Below are 24286 nucleotides of genomic sequence, written 5' to 3' on the forward strand. Positions count from 1 at the left end.
CAGCTATGTGGAACAGGCCAGTCAGGCAGTACCGGAAGGCAAAGGGAGCCAGTATTATCAGGGGCATGTGAAGCAAGGGCAGGAGAATCCGGGTTGGTTAACCGATGAGGAAGATATGAAAGAGAATGTGAAGCGCTGGCTGTCCCAGGGTCGTTATGAGCATGTACTGGATGCGTGGACACGAGGGGCCGTGATCCAGTGGATGGAGTTATACGGGGAAAACAGACAGCAGCATCCGCGTCGAATCAGTCTGCCGTCCTATCCCTTTGCAAGAAATCGTTATTGGGCTCCAATGAAATCAGAGGAAGCATCGTCCAACTCCAACGTAATTGGAAATGACGGGTTAGCCATGCTCCATCCACTTCTGCACAGCAATACTTCGGATCTTCATGAGCAGCGATACAGTTCACTCTTCACGATAGATTCGCCTGTGCTTATAGATATCCATGAAGAACAGGCAACAAAATTATTGCCTGACTTGCTTCATCTGGAAATTGCCTATACGGCTCTGGATTTGGCGTTACCTGATCATCATGATCCAAAAGAATCTGAATTATCGATCCAATTGCAGGATGTGGTATGGGACAGCTCAATTTACGTGTCTGATCAGCCGCTTCCGTTACACATCTCATTGCAATCCGAGCCCCATTTAACAGTGGGATACGCCATATATGGTGAAAATCCAGAGGGCAACCAGCCAGTATACAGTAGCGGAATGGCCAAAAAGGTGGCTTCTGAGTTTACAGCATCAGATGCTCTGGAGGTTGGATCTATTGATGTTCTCTACACTGCTGAGCTGGATTCGTCGATCACCGATTTTGCAAACCAAGCTCCAAAGCCAGCCTTGTCCTCATCTCCTTATGCGGTAGAACGTATATATACGGGGGAAAGTCATATCCTGATCAAGTTTGAACATGCAACGGATGCGCTATCTGCACCACCAGTGTACAAACTGCCAGTAGATGCAGTTCACCTTGCCGTATATGGGGGACTGGGCTGGACGGGAAGCGAAAATGAAGCAAAGCAGCAGTTGGATATGTCTGCTTCACGTCCTGTTTACATTCAATGCCTTCAAAGACTTGATGCAGCCATTGGCGGATCAACTGTTTCTTGGGCGAGAGTGGACAGGAGAGAGCGGGCAGGCAGGACACCGGGGCTTGAAGTGTTTGACATTCGTTTGTATTCATCAGAAGGACGCGTAGTGTTAAATATTCAGGGCTTGGAAACAGGTTTTACAACCATATCAGACGAGGCGGGAAATGAAGGAATGGGGGTCCATTCGGATGCTGCAGGTGCAAGTGCATTTGCTATGGAATCTTCAATTGTTGAACCCGAGAAAGAAACTTTGGCCCTCTCAAAAGAGGCTGCATCTGCTCCCATGGCTTCTCGTAGAAGAACGGAGCTCTTGGGCCTGACAACGTCGGAATGTGTAAGATGGGAGTTAAAGGAACTGGCAGGGCAAACGTTGAAAATTCCAAGGGAACTGATTGATGGCAATGAAAATCTCGCGGAATACGGATTTGATTCCATTAGCCTGACTGAATACGCCACCGTTCTTAATCAGCATTTTGGAGTGGATCTGGCACCATCCATATTTTTCGATCACACCACACTTCATGAATTGGCTTATTATCTGGAGCGAGAATTCGAGCAGGCCATCACGGATCAATATGCAGATCATGACATTCAAACCGGAGAAAAGCATACAGAGCAAGCCGCACCCTTAAAAAGCAAAGCGGCACAGCATCGTTCCAAAGCCCGAAAGCCTAACGCCCAAAGACAAGCATCTGGCAAGTACTGGCGTTTGAGAGATACACGTCGAATGCAAACGGCCGATGAACCTGTTGCCATTATTGGCATCAGCGGACGATTTCCCGAAGCGCGCAATGTAGATGAGATGTGGTCGATTCTCGTAAATGGACAAACGGCTGTTAAGACCGTTCACTCGGATCGATTCACCAGCAGTAAAAAGGATGCCACTTGGAAATGTGGTCTTGTGCCAGGGGTTCGGGAGTTTGACCCCCGCTTCTTCGAAATCTCCCCAAGGGAGGCCGAGAGCATGGACCCGCGTCAGCGATTGCTATTGCAGGAATCCTGGAGAGCACTAGAAGATGCCGCTTATGGCAAAAGACAGCTTTCCTCCGGCCGGGTCGGTATGTTTGTCGGAGTGGAGAATAATGAATATTTACAGTTTGTCGGCCTGGACGGGCCGCTTACGTCCAATCACAATGCCATTTTGGCCGCCCGGTTATCGTATCTGCTGGACCTGAATGGCCCGAATATGGCGATTAATACCGCTTGCTCTTCGGGGCTGGCGGCTGTTCATCAAGCCTGTGCCAGCCTGCGGGCGGGAGAGTGCGACACGGCTCTTGCGGCAGGAGTAAGCCTGCTGCTTACCGAGCAGGGGTTCGAAGCCATGTCCCAGGCGGGCATGCTGTCTGAGGACGGACGCTGTTATGCGTTTGACCAGCGTGCCAATGGCATGGTTCCTGGAGAAGCGATCGCGGTTGTTGTGTTAAAGACCTTATCGCAGGCTGAGGCGGATGGGGATTCGATCTACGGGGTCATTCGGGGCAGCGGCATGAACTATGATGGCAAAACGAATGGAATCACTGCACCAAGTGGTGTGGCACAGACGGCGCTAATGACTGAGGTATATGCCCGGTACGGCATTCGGGCGGAGGACATGCAGTACATTGTGACCCATGGGACGGGAACACGCCTTGGAGACCCGGTCGAAATCAATGCTTTGCAGGAAGCCTACAAAGGACGAAATATGGCGCCAGGCTCCTGTGCGTTAACGTCGGTAAAAACGAATCTGGGTCATACCCTCGCCGCTTCGGGAGTGGTGAGCCTGATTAGCCTGGTACAGGCGATGCGCTATGAGACGATCCCGGCAAGTCTGCACTGTGAGGAAGAGAGTGAGTATATCCGCTGGTCGGAAGGGCCTTTTTATGTGAACAAAAGCAATCGGCCTTGGCCACGAACGGAGCAGGCGAGATTGGGAGCGGTAAGTGCCTTTGGCATGAGCGGAACCAACGTGCATGTCGTGGTTGAGAGTTATGAAGGCAGCAGGCAAAACCAAAGCTCTGGCTATACGGCACCTTATTATTTACTGGCGCTGTCAGCCAAAACGGAAGCAGCACTACAGCGCAAGGTGGAGGATATGATCACCGTACTGGAACGGGAAGAGAAGCCGGATCTGGCGGCAATCAGCTACACGCTGCTGGAGGGACGACAGCATTTCCGTCACCGTTGTGCGGTGGTTGTGCAGTCCCGGGCGGATGCTGTGCATGTCTGGAAACAGTTCGGTACGAAAGAAAATAACGGGAAGATGTTTCGCGGGACAGTGGGCAGAGAGTTTATTGAACAGCGCATTGTTCGGGAACACGGTCATGAGCTTTTGCATCAACTTCAGCATGAAACTCAAGCGACCGCAACCGGGGCATACCGTGACATTCTTCATGTGCTGGCGGATTTATACTGTCAGGGTTACACATTGGATTGGATGAACATGTACGGCGAGGCTGTTCCTGAACGCATTCATTTGCCTTCATATCCGTTTGCCCAGGAAGAATACTGGGTGATCCAGTCATCACCTGGAGCAAGCCGGTTGAACGAGCAGCTTCATACAGCTAAGCTCCATCCGCTTGTACACCGGAATACGTCAACGCTGCGCGAGCAGCGGTATAGCTCTATTTTTGCACAGGAAGATCCGCTGTTACATGACCATATGGAATCGGGTTACAAATGTCTGCCGGATTCAGCCCACTTGGAGATGGTCCGGGCTGCTGCGCAATATGCATTAACGGGAGCGGGCGAGATGAACCAGGCTCTGGTCCAAATGAAGCTGACCAACCATCAATGGGTCAATCCAGTTGTGGTGACAGAGCAGGCGCTGGAGGTTCATGTGGTGATTATTCCAGAATCGAATCAATCTTTAATCTATGAAATATTCAGTGAACAAGCTGAGGGCGATGAAGAGTTATGGAGCAGGGGCCGTATTGAATATGAACCACTGGACGAAATCGTGAATCCACCTATGGACATGCGGTCCATTATGGATAGATGTACACATCTGGAGACTGCGAACCTATCTTCAGAACATACAGGGCCATCCATTGTCTGTTGTTATACCAGCGAAAATGAAGTGTTAATAAAGCTCTCAGCTAAAAGCCATGATCAGGATGGGACTTTGTTATATACTCCGAAGTCGCTGACTGAAGCCGTATCACTGGCGGCTAACATCTTTGAGACAAGACCGGTAAAGGCAGCAGATTATCTTAACAAGGCCATGCCAGCAAGAGAGATCGGCGAGTCGAGTATACATGAGTTGCTGAGAGAAAAACAAAAACATACCTGGCTCTCCATGGAATCCATGGAGTTTACGGCAAACCGCTTGCAGCATCCGCTGTGGATATGGGTTAGGGAGTCTGGCTCTGGGCTGGACGTTACGTTCTGTGATGAGAAGGAACAGGTGGTAGCCCACATTGCGGGTTTGCAGGTGCAGAAGAATCTGGCGAAAAGGGAGAAGCCGGAGGACCTGAAGAGAACGGAGAAAGAACACAAAATCGCTGATGATACCCTTCTGATGGCTTTTGAGGAAATATGGGAGGAATCGGAGCCTGGACTTCATCATGAAGAGAAAGCGCAGACCCTGTTATGTATACTTTCCCGTGAGGAGAATCAGGAAGCGTTTGTTTCGCTGATGAAGCAGCACAGTCCTGATATCCGGCTGGTCTTCATCGATCCGGCACTGTGGGGACAAGAGACGGATACCGTTCATCTTGCGAAGTACAGGGGAGCGCTTCAGGAGATCAGACAGCAATATGGGAACGTGGATACTGTACTATACATGCAGGCACTGGAGGAACCACTGCTGCTGCGGGACACAAAGCCGATTTTACTTTTGCTTCAAGCATTGGCAGCAGAGAAGATCAAGCCTGGGCGAATTTTGCTCGCAGGAGAATACAGAACAGGGATCGAGCGGTGTTACCTGGATGCATGGATCGGTTTTGAACGTTCCCTGGGGCTCGTTATGCCCCATACGAAATTACAGGTGCTCAGCAGCGATGTGGAATCCATAAACGAAGTGAACTGGAAATGGTGGAGTGAACGGCTGTGGCAGGAATTAAGGTCGAACCAGCGATGCAGCGTACGGTATGAGAATCATCAGCGCAAAGTAAGCCGTATCCGACCAATCCCATCTGCCGAGCACTACAAACAGGGGACAGAATACGTGTTACCAGGAAAGACATATTTGATTACAGGCGGTTTGGGAGGAATTGGCCTCGCTTTTGCCAGAGCATGGGCCCCGCTGGGTGTAAATCTGGTTTTGATGGGCCGATCTTCTCTGAATTCCGTGAAGCAGCAAAGGCTTGATGAATTGATCGAGGCGGGAAGTCAGGCCATGTATGTTCAGGCTGATGTTGCCGTACTGGAACAAGTCGAAGAAGCGGTACGGGCAGTCAGAAGCAAATTTGGTACCATTCACGGACTGATCCACGCCGCCGGGATTGAAAGCCGGGTAAGTGTGCTGGATAAATCAGCAGCTGATTTTGAACGTGTGCTTGATCCCAAAATCCGGGGAACATTGGCATTGGCCCAAGCGCTGAGTAACGAACCGCTGGAGTTCCGCAGTTATTTCTCTTCTTCATCGGCTATTTTGGGAGACTTCGGTTCCTGTGATTATGCTGTGGCGAATCGATTCCAGATGGCCTATGCCCAAGAGCAGCATCGATCCGGCCCTATTCACACGTTATCCATTAACTGGCCGCTTTGGAGAGAAGGCGGAATGGGCGCGGGTGAAAAGAATGCTTCGTCCATGTATCTCAAAACGAGCGGTCAACGTTTTCTGGAAAAAGATGAAGGGGTGGCCCTGTTTCAAAAAATGTTAAATGAACCATACGCTCACCAACTGGTTATGGCAGGGAACCCGGAACGCATACATCGTTTTCTGGGTGTTGAATTCACAACTGATGAGGTTGCCAGCACATCTCAGACTTCGCATGAAGTCGGGAATCCGAACTTGAACCAGACGGCCGCTGCGTTGGAGCTCCGTGTGGAGCTGCGTGGCAAAACGGTCGCTGAATGCGCGCAATGGGAGCTTGGTGAAATAGCAAGCGAGCTGTTAAAGATACCTCACGAAGAATTGGACCCTCAAGCCAATCTTGCGGAATTTGGATTTGATTCCATCAGCTTGACGGAGTATGCAGCACGGTTGAGCCGTCATTACGGAGCAGAACTGACACCATCGATATTCTTTGGACATTCCACTTTGAAAGGACTGGCTGAATATCTGGAAAATGAACATCGGGATATTTTAGTTGGCATGTACGAGGAAAGGAAAGTCATGACCAACACGAAATCCAATGTCGCGGACCGAGGTTACCGATCTGGACGTTCCGGAAGATGGATTGGCGGCAAATCCTTCGCTGCATCCGAGCTTCGCTCAACATCACCGAGTCAGAACCAGAACCAAAGGGATCAATTCACGGAGCCTGTTGCCATTATTGGCATTAGCGGAAGGTTCCCTGAAGCGCGTGATGTAGACGAGATGTGGTCCATGATCAGTCAGGGTCAGGAAGCGATAAAAGGCGCACCGGAGGATCGGTTTTCCACCCGTAATGGGCGTGAACCTTGGAAATGCGGTCTTGTACCAGGGGTACGGGAGTTTGATCCCCGCTTCTTCGAAATCTCTCCACGCGAGGCCGAGACCATGGACCCGCGTCAGCGATTGCTGTTACAGGAGTCCTGGAGAGCGCTTGAGGATGCCGCTTATGGCAAAAAACAACTTTCCTCCGGCCGGGTCGGCATGTTTGTCGGGGTGGAGAATAATGAATATTTGCAGTTTGTCGGCCTGGACGGGCCGCTTACGTCCAATCACAATGCCATTTTGGCCGCCCGGTTATCGTATCTGCTGGACCTGAATGGCCCGAATATGGCGATTAATACCGCTTGTTCTTCGGGGTTGGCGGCTGTTCATCAAGCCTGTGCCAGCCTGCGTGCGGGAGAGTGCGACACGGCTCTTGCGGCAGGGGTGAGTCTGCTGCTTAGTGAGCAGGGACTTGAAGCGATGTCCCAGGCGGGCATGCTGTCCGAGGATGGACGCTGTCATGCGTTTGACCAGCGTGCCAATGGCATGGTTCCGGGAGAAGCGATCGCGGTTGTTGTATTAAAGACCTTATCGCAGGCTGAGGCGGATGGGGATTCGATCTACGGTGTCATTCGGGGCAGCGGCATGAACTATGATGGTAAAACCAATGGAATCACTGCGCCGAGTGGTGTGGCACAGACAGCACTGATGAATGAAGTGTATACCCGGTACGGCATTCGGGCGGAGAACATGCAGTACATTGTGACCCACGGGACGGGAACACGCCTCGGAGACCCGGTCGAAATCAATGCTTTGCAGGAAGCTTACAAAGGACGGAATATGGCGCCAGGATCCTGTGCGTTAACGTCGGTAAAAACGAATTTGGGTCATACCCTAGCTGCTTCGGGTGTGGTGAGCCTGATTAGCCTGGTACAGGCGATGCGCTATGAGACGATTCCGGCAAGTCTGCACTGTGAGGAAGAGAGTGAGTATATCCGCTGGTCGGAGGGTCCTTTTTATGTGAACAAAAGCAATCGGCCTTGGCCACGAACGGAGCAGGCGAGATTGGGAGCTGTGAGTGCCTTTGGCATGAGCGGAACCAACGTGCATGTTGTGGTTGAAAGTTATGAAGGTAATGGGCAAAAACATATGGCTGGAAATGCAGCGCCGTATTATTTGCTGGCGCTGTCAGCCAAAACAGAAGAGGCACTACAGCGCAAGGTGGAGGATATGATCACCGTACTGGAATGGGAAGAGAAGCCGGATCTGGCGGCAATCAGTTACACGCTGCTGGAGGGACGACAGCATTTCCGTCACCGTTGTGCGGTGGTTGTGCAGTCCAGGGAAGACGCCGTTTACATGTTGAAGCAGCGGGGTCAGTCCAAGTCAGCGGTTTTATTTGAGGGCGTGGTGCCAAGAAGGTTTTCTGGACAAAAGCTGTTACAGGAGCATGGGAACGAATGGATTATCAAAAGCTCCGAAAGCAGTCTGACCCCGGAAAAACGGAGGGATATTCTCCATATGTTGGCTGATCTGTACGCCCAAGGCTATGATCTGAATTGGGGACAGATGTATGGCGATGTGCCTCCATTACGGATCAGTCTGCCAACGTACCCTTTTGCCAGAGAGGAATACTGGATGGCGCCTAAGGAAAGGGAGCATGGAGAACAGCAGCCATCGCGGGAGCGCTCATGGACTTCTCTTCATCCCCTGGTGCAGCAAAATACGTCTGATTTTAATGAGCAAAGGTTCAGCTCGGTTTTTAATGGAACAGAATTTTTCCTTAGGGATCACATCATTCAAGGAGTCTCCGTACTTCCCGGAGTGGCCCAATTAGAGATGGCCCGGGCTGCATTACAGCTTACCGCTGCTGGAACACGATCTGTTTTTCTGCAAAATGTGGTGTGGATGAGTCCTGTAGTCATGGACGGCGATGCAGCTATTCATAAACGTATTCAGGTAGGGATAGGATTGAATCCTGTCACAGAGAATCCTGAGCTTATAAGTTATGAGATATTCCGGCAAGACCAGCAGGTTGAGAGAAAACGTCATGTATACAGTCAAGGACAGCTAGGATGGAATGAAGAAGCCGAGTCGGCTCCAATTCATGATTTGAACGAACTGGTGGCTGCATGCAGCCGATCGGTCTGGACGGGTGAAGAGTGTTACAGGGCATTTCGACAAGCCGGTATCCAGTATGGACCCGCATTTGAGGGGATACAGCAATTACTCATCGGGGAAGGGGAGGTTTTGGCCCAACTGAGGCTGCCTGAGCATTTGCTCGCGGAAATGAACTCATATTTACTTCATCCCTGTATGGTGGATTCTGCGTTGCAGGCCTCTATTGGTCTAATGCTGGAGCATCCTGATCCGGCTGGAAAAAAGGCAGGTCATGATGCAGGTACACGACAGCCTTCGGTTCCTTTTGCCTTAAAGAAGGTTCAAATATACAAAGCGTGTGCTCAGGACATGTGGGCATGGGTACGCTACAGCTCCGATTCCAGTCCCGAAGGGAAAGGAATGACGTTTGATATTGATTTGTTTGATCAGAGAGGAAGTGTCTGTGTTCGTTTAATTGGCTTTTCCTCCAGACAGCTTCCCGATCCAAAATCCACAGCGTCAGGTGCTGCCACAACCCCTCAGTCTGAAATGCTGCTGTTACAGCCTTACTGGCGGGAATTGCATGTGGAAGAGGCTGGACGCAACCGGGAGACTCCAGACGCTGAGCGTATCGTTATTTTATGTGGTGCATTCGCTTGCAGGCTGAGTGAGCTGGAGCATGAATTTCCGCTAGCATCCTTTATACCGATTGGGTTGGATCAGGGAATGGTCAGTCCCGAAAAGTGGTTTGAGGAAGGCACCTTGCAATTATTTGGCCAACTTCAAGCGATACTGTCCAGTGAATCGAATACACCGCGGATTGTACAGGTCGTTGTGCCTAATAACGGACATTTGTACGGTGCGCTGTCGGGCATGTTGCAATGTATTAAACTCGAATATCCGGCTGTTGCAGGCCAGTTGATCGAAATGGATGAGCAGTTGAACAATAAGGATATGTTGCAGATGCTGGATAGGGACATTTGCGAACGTGAGGATAGCTGGATTCGTTATACGGGCCGTCGACGGGAACTGGCAGACTGGCAGGAGATTGATCCTTCCACTGTTCTTGAACAACGGTTATGGCGTGATCATGGTATATATCTCATTACAGGCGGTATGGGTGGTCTTGGACGTATATTTGCACAAGAGATCGCGACGCAGGCCAAGCATCCAACGCTTGTTCTCGTGGGCAGTTCACCGATGGACGGTCTGATGGAACAATCTCTTGAAGTACTGCGAGAGCAGGGGGCGCAGGTGGACTATTTGCAGGTTGATATAGCGGATGGTGAAGCCGTGCAGAACCTTGTGGATAGCATTAAACAAGTCTATGGCGCGATCCACGGTGTTATTCATGCAGCAGGACGAATCAGAGACAGTTTGTTTCTTGCCAAGACAGAGGAAGACTGGCGTGAGGTTATGAAACCCAAAGTGGCGGGCACTGTGCACCTGGATCGTTCTACACAGCAGGAGACATTGGATTTCTTCATCCTGTTCTCCTCTGGAACTGCGGTCCTCGGCAATATGGGGCAGAGTGATTACGCTACAGCCAATGCATTCATGGACCTTTACGCAGCATACCGGGAAACGATGGTGAGTCAGGGCAAACGAAGCGGCAGGACCTTGTCCGTAAACTGGCCATTATGGGAAAAAGGCGGCATGAAGGTGGACTCATCTGTCAAACAAATGATGTGGCGGCAAATGGGAATGAGACCCCTGCATTCGCATCAGGGAATAAAGGCATTAACCCTTGCCCTGTCATCTGGTTCTTCCAGGGTGATGGTCATGGCAGGGGACCCTGAACGCATTCGGGAAAAGATCAGAACTGTAAAATCACAATCACCCGATATGTCCTCTTCCCTAAATACAGCTGTTCCCGAAGAGGACGAGCACAGAGAAGACCTCTATTCGGAACTGATTAATCGTGTTCTGGACGGGGAACTAACGGAAGCGCAATTTGTTGAAGCGTTCATGAAGGAATAGGAGTGATCGGATGAAAGACGACTTGTATCAAATATACAATGATATCAGAGCACGTAAACTGAATCCGCAAGATGCTGCCAATCAATTGACCTCTCTGAAAGCGCAAATTCAACACACCCGGATTACCGGCGAGCTTCAGGACCCCGGGAATACCGCTAGGGCCGATGCCGAGTTTCATGAAAAGACACGCAAAATTCTGACTCAGACTGTGGCTGATCAGTTGAAGGTAAGGCCGGAGGAAATTGAAGCAGATGTGGAGCTTAGTGAGTATGGATTTGATTCCATTATGTTAACCGAACTGAGCAATTCCCTGAACAAGAACTACAGACTGAATCTAACCCCGGCCGTTTTTTTTGAGCATTCAACTGTGGCGCAATTTACAGACTATGTGTTGGAAACCTATGTTGATCAATTTGCAGAACTCTGGACATCTCCTGCCAAGGCAGGAGATGTCCAGCAAACACATATTTCGTCTGCGTCCACAATATCTGATTCCATAAGGAAGAACAGATTTAGGTCACCGAATCATTTCGAAATGGCTCACAATTCTGAGAACACTGAGACTTCTGGGAACACTGAGACTTCTGAGAATGCTGGAACTTCCGTAAATGATGAGAGCTTTCATAAAGCTCAGGAAAACGCAAAGCATGGGAACTCCCGTCTGATGAGAGACCCCAACCCGCGATCCCAGGAAGGTCGCTCTCAAACCTTTCAGCAAGCAGATAGGGCGATAACAACGTTTGAGCCTGTTGCGATCATAGGCATGACAGGAAGGTTTCCGATGGCAAAGGATACGGATGCGCTGTGGGAAAATTTAATTGAAGGAAGAGACTGTATCACCGAGATTCCATTGTCACGATGGGATTGGAAGTCCATATATGGAGATCCCCTAAAGGAATCGAATAAAACCAACATTAAATGGGGCGGATTTATAGATGGGGTGGATGAATTTGATCCTTCATTTTTTGGCATCTCCCCTCGTGAAGCAGAACTTATGGACCCCCAGCAGCGTCTGCTGATGCTCTATGTATGGAAGACCATTGAGGATGCGGGCTATGCTGCCCAAAGCTTGTCTGGAAGTAATCTGGGTATATTCGTAGGCACCTCTGGAACGGGATATAGCAGTCTGATTTCCCGCTCAGGAATGGCTATTGAGGGATATAGCTCAACCGGAATTGTTCCATCCGTAGGACCCAATCGAATGAGCTATTTTCTGAATGTACATGGTCCAAGTGAACCGATCGAGACGGCTTGTTCAAGCTCGCTGGTTGCCATCCACCGGGCAGTAACAGCAATGAGAAATGGGGATTGTGATGCAGCCATCGTTGGCGGCATTAATACCATCCTGACCCCGGAAGGGCATATCAGCTTTAACCGTGCAGGGATGCTGAGTGAAGACGGACGCTGCAAAACCTTTTCCGAACAGGCTAACGGGTATGTTCGCGGTGAAGGTGTTGGCATGCTGATGCTCAAGCGGCTGAAAGATGCAGAACAAGCGGGTGATCACATCTATGGACTGATTCGGGGGACGAGTCAGAACCATGGTGGACGGGCCAACTCATTAACGGCACCGAATCCGAAGGCACAGGCGGATCTATTGATCCAGGCCTATCGCAAAGCGGGTATTGATCCAAGAAGCGTTGGTTACATCGAAACCCATGGCACCGGTACGCCTCTTGGTGATCCGATTGAAGTAAACGGCCTGAAGGCCGCTTTTAAAGAGCTGGCTCGCCAATCCGGAGATGAACCGCTCGGCACACCACATTGCGGTTTGGGCTCTGTAAAATCTCATATTGGACACCTTGAGATGGCTGCCGGTGTAGCGGGTGTCATGAAGGTGTTGCTCCAGATGAAACATGGCAAACTCGTACCAGGCTTGCATCTGGATCATATCAACCCTTATGTTCAACTGGACAACAGTCCGTTCTACATTGTGCGGGAAACAAGAGAATGGGCTGCTCCAAGAGATCGGGATGGCAGGGAAATGCCCAGACGAGCAGGAGTAAGCTCCTTTGGTTTTGGCGGTGTGAACGCACACATCATTTTGGAAGAATATATTCCGAATCAGGAGAATCATGAAAAAAATACAACCGCAATTCCCGGACAACACCCTGCGATCATCGTGTTGTCCGCCAGAAACGAAGCGCGATTGCGTGAACAAGTGAATCAATTGCTTCAGGCCATGCGTGAAGGAAAGTATGCAGAGAACGATTTGGCTAATATGGCTTACACATTGCAGGTAGGACGCGAGCCCATGGAGGAGCGATTGGCCCTGATTGTGGGAACATTGGCTGAACTGGAGACTGCCTTGGCTCATTACATGCAAGAAGGAGCAGTCACTGGCTATGACGGGATTGAAACCTACAGAGGGCATGCCAAACGCAAGGATACACTCCTGTCACTAACGGAAGACGAGGAAATGCAGGAACTGGTCCATAAGTGGTACCTGCGTGGCAAGCTGGGCAAAGTTGCAGAGATCTGGACAAAGGGGTTCATTGTCCAATGGTCAGCCCTGTATGATGGGAAGAAACCAGCCAGAATCAGTCTGCCAACGTATCCGTTTGCCCAAGAGAAGTATTGGGTTCCTATCCCGGATGCCCGGAGTCCGCAGCGATTCGAAGATGATTATTTCAACTCGGCAGGGGTTCTGCATCCGCTTGTACACCGTAACATTTCCAACTTATATTCACAGCGCTACAGCTCCCTTTTCACTGGCACGGAGTCATTTTTGCAAACTTCTGCGAATTCGGACAAACGCTCATTTCCCGATGTTGCCTGTATGGAAATGGCTCTTGCGGCGGCGCGGTATGCGATGGAGCCGTCAGGCGGGGATGGGCAATCCGTGATGAAACTCAGACTGTCCGATGTGGAGTGGGTACAGCATGACACCAACAACTTGAACAAGGAGTTTCCATTACAGATTCAAGTTGAAATATACGCTGAAGAAGATCAGGAAGAACTTTTTTTCGAAATCGGCAGTGTAAGCAGCAAGGAAAGGCAGTTGTTAACAACGGGAACCGTCTCCAAAGCGGAAAGTTCTGCCTTTGAACAGACAAGGTTTGACCTGCAAGCGATACGCCAGCGGTGTGAATTGAACTCCAGCTCAGCTACTCCAGAGGCGGATAATGTATGGTCTGGCAGGCAGAAGACGGGCCGTGTGAAACAAAGTTATAAGGGGAATGGAGAAGTGCTGCTCCACATATCCGCATCCGATGAAACCACAAGATCTACCAACATGACCATTGATCCGGAAATGCTGAAAGACGCCATTCAAGCTGGATTATGTGAACTTTGTGAACAACAGGGTCAAGTGAACCTGAGGAGAGCTTTTGCATTAAAATCGCTCCATTCCTTGGAGGTAGTGCTGGATGGACAACCTGCTTGGGTCTGGATTCGTCTGGGCACAACGCCACATCATGATTCGTCTGGAGCCGTTGAAACTGATCTCAGGCTGGACGTTGCTATAGCCAATAACGCTGGGCAGGTTCTGGTCTGGATGGAACAGGTCACCGTGAGTGTACCCGAGATGGAGGGTCTGTTACTTTTGGAGCCGTATTGGGAAACGGTTTCGAACCACATGTCTCTTTCCGCACCGATTTCATACAGCGAACACCGGATTATTCTATGTGGTGAGTGGGCAGATGTCACGATGAGCGAAGTTGTTAAACGGGAAATGCCTGGGGTGTCCCTGAAGCAACTTGGTGCAGCAGGGACCGTTGCAGAACGTTACGAAGCCTATGTGCTTGCTCTGCTGGATCAGTTCAAAGATGGGGAGAGCCTTCGTCAGGAAGGAAGCAAATTCATTCAGGTTGTCATCCCTGACAATGCCGGACAATCGAGACTGTGGACAGGGCTGTCTGGCCTGCTCCGTACCGTTCAGCTTGAACATCCACTGGTGCGCTGCCAACTTGTTGAAATGCAGCGTGATACGTCACCGGAACAATGGGTGGAACGGCTTAAGTCCTGTGCAAATTTGCCGGATGAGGATCACTTGCGATATATGGAGAACCAAATGTATCGGGCATCATGGAAGGAACTTGTTCAGGAAGTATCCCCCGCTGCAGTGAGTCCCATCGAGGAGCATTCGAATCGGAAAGGCCATGAGCATCATTCGGCCCATCCGTGGCAGGATGGGGGCGTGTACGTTATCACTGGAGGCAGCGGTGGTCTTGGCCCCATTTTTGCACAGGATATCGCACTCAAGGCTACCGGGACAACAATCATTTTGACAGGCCGGGCTCCAGCGTTATCCACTGCCGCCAGACAGAGGGTTCAGGAACTGCCCGCCAATATTCAATACATGACCATGGATGTAACTCATGAAGAGAATGTTCAGACGGTGCTGTCGATGATCCGTCATACCTATGGGAAAGTGAACGGCATTCTGCATGGAGCTGGCATTATTCGGGACCGTCTGATTGAAAATAAAACAGGTGCAGAGTGCAGAGAGGTGCTAGCATCCAAAGTTGAAGGGACAGTTTATCTGGATGAAGCAACACGGATGGATGATCTGGATGTCATGATTTTATTTTCTTCCGGTACAGGTGTGACGGGGAACATGGGACAGGCAGACTATGCGGCTGCCAATGCTTTCATGGATCGTTATGCTGCTTATCGCAATACTCTTGTCCAGAAAGGAGAGCGGACTGGACAAACGTTATCGGTGAACTGGCCTCTTTGGAAATCGGGAGGTATGCAGGTCAATGAACAGCAATTACGCAGCTTGAAAAAACAGACGGGCATGCGTCCTCTGAGCGAGGAAGAAGGAACCGCAGCCTTGAATCAGGCACTGGCAAGTGGGAGAAGTCAGGTATGGGTCGCGGCAGGTGAAGTGACTCGATTGAGACAGAAGATTCTGTCTTCTCCCCATGCTCATGATTCACGGCAGGCGGGACAGCCAGCCAACACAGAGGAGCATACGGAAACAGCCTGGCTTGGCAATAAGGTCAGGGAAACGATGGCTTCTATGATATCGGCGCTGCTTAAGGTGCAGGTTACACAAATTGACCCTGAAGTTGAACTTGGGGAGTATGGACTTGATTCCATCATGCTGACTGAACTGACCAACACCCTGAACGAGAATTTCAACATGAGTCTCACCCCGGCACTGTTTTTTGAATATTCGACGCTGCAAGCCTTCTCGGAATATGTAACACGTAATTATAAACAGCAATTCTTAACAAGATTTTCGTCTGAGAGGGTTCATACCCAAGCGAAGAGCGAGGCTAAACGAGCAGATTCGTTGGTTTCCCGGCGATTTATAAGAAAACATGTCTCGGAAGAAGGAAGGGCGAAGCCTGCAAATGTCATGGAGGATCAAGGCATTGCAATCGTAGGTATGAGTGGCATCTTCCCGATGGCTGCTGACCCGGACGAGCTGTGGGACAATCTGGCAGCACAACGGGATTGCATTACGGAAATTCCCATGTCGCGCCAGGAGCAGTATATGTATCAAAGGGATTCCTTCGACGAGGCGAGCAATCTCGACATGATCTGGGGAGGGTTCATTGAGGGTGTGGATCAATTTGATCCCGGATTTTTTGGTATTTCTCCCCGTGAGGCGGAACTTATGGACCCGCAGCAGCGGCTGCTGATGCTGTATGTGTGGAAAGCGATTGAAGACGCCGGATATGCTCCGCAAAGCCTTTCTGGCAGCAAGCTGGGCATATTCGTGGGAACGGCTGGCACAGGATACAGCAATCTCATCGCGTCTTCAGGCATGGCTGTGGACAGCTATACTTCCACGGGAATTGTACCTTCGGTTGGACCGAACCGGATGAGTTATTTTCTTAACGTTCATGGTCCGAGCGAGCCGGTTGAAACCGCATGCTCAAGCTCGCTGGTTGCGATCCACCGCGCAGTCACTGCACTGAGGAACGGGGATTGCAATGCAGCCGTGGTAGGCGGTATTAATACCATTTTGACACCCGAAGGATATATAAGCTTAACTAAGGCAGGTATGTTGAGCAGTGATGGTCGGTGTAAAACGTTCTCCGCTCAGGCTGATGGATATGTTCGAAGTGAAGGGGTCGGCATGTTGATGATCAAACCTCTCAAGGATGCCGAGGAAGCGGGAGATCATATCTATGCTGTTATCCGGGGAACAAACGAAAACCATGGAGGCCGTGCCAATTCATTAACTGCACCCAACCCCAAAGCTCAGACGGAATTGTTATTCGAAGCGTACCAAAAAGCAGGAATTGATCCGAGAACGGTAGGTTATATCGAAACACACGGCACAGGTACTCCTTTGGGCGATCCAATCGAGGTCAATGCACTTAAAGCGACGTTTAGGAATCTGTATGAACACACAGGGGATAGCCAAATGGGTGAGGCCCATTGCGGATTGGGCTCTGTAAAAAGCAATATAGGGCATTTGGAGATGGCTGCTGGAATTGCAGGTGTAATTAAAGTGCTGCTGCAATTAAAACATCAAAAACTGGCTCCAAATCTTCATCTGGATGAAGTGAATCCTTACGTGCAACTGGAGGACAGTCCGTTCTACCTTGTTCGTGATCTGCAGGAATGGAAGCCGATTATTAATGCGGACGGAAAGGCGATGCCAAGACGAGCGGGGGTCAGTTCGTTTGGTTTTGGCGGTTCCAATGCTCATGTCATTCTTGAAGAGTATACGGGGAAATTGGATAAAAAAGAGGAGAATCACTCGGCGGTACGTGAATATCCGGCTATGATTGTTCTGTCAGCACGCAATAAAGGTCAGCTTCAGGAGCAGGTACATTTGCTGCTGAAAAGATTGCAGCACGGTTCATATATGGATTCTGATCTCCGCGATCTGGCCTATACGTTACAAGTGGGCCGTAATGCGATGGAGGAGCGATTGGGAGTGCTGACTTCGAGCATCGCTGATCTGAAGGAAAAGCTGAGCACAGCACTGAATGGAAATATGGAACAACTGCCAGAAGGATTAATATATCAGGCCGGTGTGCAAGGCGGAAAAGAAGCATTGTTGTTTAGCATGGACGAAGGTACGGAGGAAATCGTAAACCAATGGTTGCAAAATGGTTCCTATGGAAAGGTGCTGGATCTGTGGACTAATGGGTATCCGGTTCGTTGGGAGCATTTATATAAAGATGATCAAGATAAACCTTCCAGACTAAGTTTGCCCACGTATCCATTTGCCAAGGAAAAGTATTGGGTGCCATATCCGTCCGTCAGAAAATCCGATTCGGATTCCCTGGCCGAAAGACAACAATTCGGTTCGGTGAGTCAGCACGTACAAACGGAAGAACCGACGGAGTTGCTTGCTTTTCAAGAAGTTTGGGAAGAAACACCTCGCCTTGAATCAGATACAGCCAAGTTGGCTGGAGAAAAGGTCAGGGGATTGATATGTCTGTTATCTGATAAAAACAAACAGTCCATCATTCGCAAATTGCTGGCTCGTCGCAGTCCGGATACAAAGATCTATTTTGTTGAAGAAGCAGGTGACGAAGCTGGGAAAATGGATCGGGAGACTTACGTTCAACAATTTCGTATGATCGCCCAGCAAGAAGATCATATTGATGCGGTTCTGTATCTGTGGCCGTTTGATGATGCCCAATATATACGTGAAATGAGTCCGATTGTGCATATGATCCAGGCGATGGCTAAGGAGAACATACAGCCCAAACGTATTTTACTGGCTGGAGAACATGCTACTGCGCTGGATCAATGTTATCTCGACTCATGGATCGGCTTTGAACGTTCATTAGGTCTTTCTATGAAGAAGACAAAATTAAGCGTATGCAGCTTCCATGCAGGACAGGACTCGCATCTGCTGACATTTACGGACCTGTCGAACCTGCTGTGGGATGAACTGTTATCCCAATCGCCGCAAAGTGTTCGTTATGAGCATGGACGTCGATTGGTAAGTCGAGTGAAGCAAGTTGATTTGACGGAACATGCTGATGAGCATACCCGTTATCCGAAGCCTGGACAGACTGTATTGATTACAGGTGGACTAGGCGGATTGGGTATTATTTTCGCAAAAGCCTGGGCTTCAAAGGGAATCCATCTCGTTTTGATGGGGCGATCTCCGCTGGATGTGATGAAAAGGCAGTTGCTCAAGGACCTCGGAAAAAATGGCAGTGAGGTCATATATGTTCAGGCAGATGTGAGTGAAGCGGCGGAAGTAACAAGGGCGCTGCAATCCGCAAAGATGCAATGTGGCGATATCCACGGATGGATCCATGCCGCCGGAATGGAAAGTCAGGGCACCTTGCTGTCCAAAAGCATACAAGAGTTCGATCAAGTGTTACGTCCCAAAGTTAAAGGATTGCTTGTCATGGATGAAGCATTGCAAAACGAACCTCTGGCTTTTCGCTGTTACTTTTCTTCCTCTTCGGCGCTGTTGGGGGACTTTGGTTCTTGTGACTACGCCGTCGCCAATCGCTTTCAGATGGCGTATGCCCAGATACAGGATCAGAATATCCGTACCCTCTCTATACTATGGCCACTTTGGAGAGAAGGCGGTATGGGCTCCAGGACCTCAGAAGGTACGGACATGTATCTGAGAACAAGTGGACTGCGTTTTCTGGAAAAGGATGAGGGGATCGCTTTTTTTGACCAGGTGATCAAACAGTCCGGTACGCATCAGCTTGTTTTGCCTGGAAGGCCAAGCCGGATACATCGTTTTTTGGGCTTGGACATACCGGTTTCCAAGCAGTCTTCTCCTGGATTGCGCACAAAAGCGAGAAATCAGGATCAGGCCGAAGTAAGGAATTCACATTCACGGGTAGGCAAGACTTTACAGGAATGTGTAGGGCAAGAACTAAGAGGCTGGGCTGCCCAACTGTTGAAAATGGAAAACACCAAGTTGGACCCGGACCGGAATCTGGCGGATTATGGTTTTGATTCGATCAGTCTGGCAGAATTCGCTGAGCTTATGAGTCAGCAACTCCAACTTGAATTGTCGCCAACCGTATTTTTTGCACATTCCACCTTAAACAAACTTTCTCAGCATCTGATCACGACCTTTTCCGAAGAAATGGAAGCAAGGTACAACATGATGTCAACCATATATCCAACACAAATACAAGATCACTTCAATACAGACAGAAACACCACTCCATCTGTAATGGAGCAGCTTGACGGATCAATGGAGCATCCTGTCCCTGAACCTTCCGAACTTCACAGGGAAGAGACCATAGCGATCATCGGCATGAGCGGTAGGTTTCCGCAGGCAGGCACCATCGAGGATTTGTGGACAAATGTCGAATCAGGTTCTTCCTGTATTTCGAGATTACCTCGCAGCCGTTGGACCACGGAAGGGGGGAAGGATGGACCTGAGGAGGACGCTGGTATCCCAGCATGGGGAGGGTATCTGGCGGATATTGATCGCTTTGATCCGATGTTTTTCCATATTTCACCGAATGAAGCAGCGATGATGGATCCCAGACAACGTCTGTTTCTGGAAGAGGCATGGCATGCGCTGGAGGATGCCGGCTATATGGGGGATCGTATCCGTGGCCAGAATTGTGGTGTATATGTTGGGGTTGAAGAAGGCGAGTATGGTTATTTGACAGCAGACAAAGGATCGATTAACGGTAATCAAAATGCCACACTTGCAGCCCGTATTGCATATGCGCTGGATCTGAAAGGACCGAATATGGCAATCACGGCCGCATGTTCTTCAGGGCTGGTAGCTCTTCATCAGGCGTGTCAGGCGCTAAGAAGCGGAGAGTGCGAGACGGCCTTGGCCGGGGCGGTGAGTCTGATTTTGTCTCCCATGCTTCACACAGCTCTCCATCGGGCAGGCATGTTATCCCCCGACGGCCAGTGCCGCGTATTTGATGAACGTGCTAACGGTATGGTGCCAGGTGAGGCTGTGACCGCATTGATGCTCAAACCCTTGAAACAGGCCATTCAGGACGGAGACCCTATTTATGGCACAATTAGAGGCAGTGGTGTTAATTACAGCGGACGAACCAATGGATTGACTGCACCTGATCCTGAGTCACAGGCAGAGTTAATGAAAATGGTGTACAAACGGTATGGGATTGATCCACGCAGCGTGCAGTTCATCATGTCGCAAAGTGTGGGATCACCGATCGGGGATGCAATTGAGATGCAGGCATTATCCAATGTGTATGGTTCTTACAACGATCAGGACATATCCGTGGCGATTGGCTCCGTTAAGCCTTTAATCGGACATACCTTTGCGGCATCCGGTTTGGTTAGCCTCATCACGATGTTGATGGCTATGAGGCATAAAACGATCCCTGCTCTCCATTCCTATGAAGAGCCTAATCGACATATCAACATGAGCTTGGCTGGCAATCTGAATATCCATAAAGAAAACAGACCCTGGAAAACGCAGTCCAATGCATCAAGAATGGGAGCGATTAGCACCACAGGCATCAGCGGGACTAACGCACATGTGGTCATTGAAGAGTACGTCGCCGCAGAGACAGGCCAAAAAAGTGCAGTGAGTGAAGATTTGGTGACCCAGGTTGTGATTCTGTCGGCTTTGAACAAGGAACGCTTGCAGGCCGCCGCACAACAACTGCTGAATACGATCATATTAAATAACGAGCTGAGCTTGAGGGATGTAGCATATACGCTGCAAGTTGGCAGAGAAGCATTGCCGGAGCGGCTGGCGCTCATTGTGAGCAACAAAAAAGAACTCATTCATGGGTTAAAGAAGTTTTTGAAAGCGGAAAAGGCAAATAAAAACATGGTTGATTCTTGTCCGATGTTTGCTGGAAGGGCGGAAGAAGACTCGGCAGTGAAGGAGCTGTTATCAGGAACCACAGGCGAAAAAATATTGAGAGCTTTCATGGCTGAGGGCAGCCTTGATAAAATTGCACTGTATTGGTCCAAAGGAGGCAACGTTTCTTGGGAAAATCTGTATGAAGGGAAGCCTGCTCACATCATTTCATTGCCTGGCTATCCATTTGAAAAGAGAAGGTGCTGGGTTGACCTCACTCCTGCTCATACCAAATCCGTGGTCATTTCCAGTCCAGTGGAAGGGGCTTTTGACTCCAGTATGGATGTAACCGGGAATACATCACTGGAATACAGCATCACAGCCATAATCCTGAATCTGCTTGGATTGCAAAGTGGTGAACTTCATGAATCGACACCTCTTGTGCAATATGGAATGGACTCCATTGTGTTCATCCAGTTGGTTCAACGATTGCAAACAGAACTGAATCCTGAAATCAATGCAGCCGATTTGCAACATTGTTTGACTTTGGCAGACATCAAAGCAAGTCTGACAGACAGATTAAATCAGACCCCAATGCTTCAAGCCAAGCCAACAAGTTTCAGCGTCACCGGACCGGAGGAGAAAACAAATGGCTCTTTGAAATCAGCTGTTAAGGCATGGCCTCAATTCCCCGAACTTGTTCGGCTGAATCATGCTTCTGAAGGCAGACCCGTCTTCTGGTTTCACGCCGCAATGGGTGGGGTTGAAGGTTATCAGGTTATTGCATCCAGGTGTACGCGACCCTTCTATGGCATCCAGGCAAGAGGCTGGATGACGGACCGCTCTCCGTTATATGGGATCGAAGGCATGGCGATGTATTATGTGCATGTCATAAAAACCGTTCAGCCAGAAGGGCCGTATGATCTTGGCGGTTATTCTCTCGGCGGCCTGATTGCATATGAGGTGTGCAGGCTACTTCAGAATCAGGGTGACCAGGTAAACAGCATGGTGATGCTTGATTCGATCTATCTCTCTGATGAAGACGAAATGACTTCCTCGGACAAAGGTTATATTTTACAGTCTGTAAATATGTCGCTCATGTCTTCGATTCTTCATCAACCGGAGAAAATTGCAGACACGTTAATTCACCGCGATGAAATCAACATGGAACTGAGTAATGAGGATTTTCTTAAACACTTAACAGAAATTGCGAAATCCAGAGGGCTTTTCAAAAATGAGAAGCATCTCCAGCAGCTCATTGAGCAATGTATCAAAGTTCAGCAGGCATATCAGGCAGACCAGTACCAAGTTCAATCGCTTGCCGATCGAGATGCTGTGGCATGTTATTATTTCCGCAATCGCAGCGGACATTTCTTTGGTGAACTTGAACCTTACTTTGTCACGGCGGAAGATTGCATCGAATTGAATAATTCATCTTATTGGAAAGTATGGGAGCAGAATATCCCGAATTTTAATTTGTTTGACATCGATGTTTCCAACCATATGATGCTGTTGTCCAATCCCGCAAGCTCGGATCGAATAGGTGCTTTCTGCCAGCAGTTGTATTCAAATGAAGGGGTCACGGAAAAAGATGTTCAATCCTTCCAAAAAAGTACCAAAGCAAAAGCAAGAGTCCCACGCAAGAATTCAAAAAAATTAGATTAAAAAAGATCAAAAAGCGCCGCTCCATATGGAGCGGCGCTTTTTGGATATTATACCAAGTTCATCGATTGTTCAAGCGGACAAGCAACCGCTGAAGACCGCGAAAGCCTACATTGGGAAGCCATTCGGGCTCATCCTGAATCCATTCCATATTCGGATATCTCGCGATCAGACGGCTCATGGCAATTTCTGTTTCCATCATTGCCAATTGGGCTCCGATGCAAGAATGAATTCCTACACCAAAGGCCAGATTCCGCGCTTCATTGCGTTCAATATCAAACCGATGGGGATCGGTAAATTTTCGCGGATCATGATTGGCTGACCCAAAGCAGAACATGATCAATTCGCCTTTTTTAATCTGCTGATCCAGGATTTCGATGTCCTCAAGAGCGGTTCTTACAGTAATCTGTGCAGGGCTTTCATAACGAAGGACTTCCTGAATGGTGCTTTTGATCAGACCCGGAGTGTCTTTTAATTTCTGAAGTTGTTCCGGGTGTTTCATCAGTGTGAGCATACCATTCCCAATCAGATTACGTGTGGTCTCATGTCCGGCGAAGAGAAGCATGGCACACTGCGCATGAATTTCTTCAATGGTCAGGTGCACACCATCATCATCAGTTGCTTCTATAAGATAAGTAATAAAATCTTCCTGAGGATGTATTCTTCGTTCTTCAATCACATCGGTCAAATAGGCAGTTAACAGAACCAAAAGATTTTGTGCACGCGTGACATCCTCATATGTAACCGTCATGGAACCGAACAAGTGAACAAGGCTATCTGCACATTCGGCCACACGCTCATACTGTTCCTCAGGCAGGCCCAGCAGTTTCATAATGACTTTGGTCGGAAGCGGGTAAGCATAATCCTTAATCAGATCCACTTCTTCTTTTCCTTCCAGTTCATCAAGAGAGTCGTCGATCAAATCCATAATGTAAGGAGCGAGATTTTTGATAGACACGGAGAAGGCCTGGGTTAGCATTTTGCGATATCTGAGGTGAGAAGTGCCATCCTGGAGGGACATCCACATTGAGAACAGACGAATGAACTCCAGAATCCCATAAAGCTGTTGTTCCGAAAACTGGACTGCCCAATATTGTTGTGCCGTGTTATGGGAAATGCGTGGATCTGCAATGTACTTGTTTACGGTCTCATACCCACCGATGTACCATAATCCTCCATACAGATTCACTTTGTGAATTTCGCCTTGCTGAATCAGCTGTCGATACACGTCATACGGATTACCAAAGAAGTTTTCATTATAAAACGTGGTTGGATCGTTGACATCAATGACAGGCATTGACAAG

The 24286-nt window shown here is 49.3% G+C and carries 2 protein-coding genes and 1 pseudogene; 2 read left to right on the forward strand and 1 reads right to left on the reverse strand.

The window, feature by feature from the left end:
- Nucleotides 1–67 precede the first annotated feature (67 nt).
- Together PPA03S_RS00005 and PPA03S_RS00010 are read left to right on the forward strand one after the other, a co-directional pair.
- On the forward strand, nt 68–10675 hold the full coding sequence (locus PPA03S_RS00005; RefSeq protein ID WP_217998905.1) for an SDR family NAD(P)-dependent oxidoreductase: 10608 nt from the start codon (nt 68–70) through the stop codon (nt 10673–10675).
- A gap of 232 nt (nt 10676–10907) precedes the next feature.
- A pseudogene (locus tag PPA03S_RS00010) lies at nt 10908–22985 on the forward strand (SDR family NAD(P)-dependent oxidoreductase); the annotation flags it as partial.
- Between the two features lie 58 nt (nt 22986–23043).
- Here PPA03S_RS00010 and PPA03S_RS00015 read toward each other — a convergent pair.
- Nucleotides 23044–24279 carry a cytochrome P450 gene (locus PPA03S_RS00015; protein WP_062318728.1) on the reverse strand — a complete coding sequence of 412 codons (1236 nt, stop codon included), beginning with the start codon at nt 24277–24279 and terminating at the stop codon, nt 23044–23046.
- Nucleotides 24280–24286 lie beyond the last annotated feature (7 nt).

The sequence above is a fragment of the Paenibacillus pabuli NBRC 13638 genome (assembly GCF_001514495.1).
In the GTDB taxonomy this organism is placed as follows: Bacteria; Bacillota; Bacilli; order Paenibacillales; family Paenibacillaceae; genus Paenibacillus; species Paenibacillus pabuli.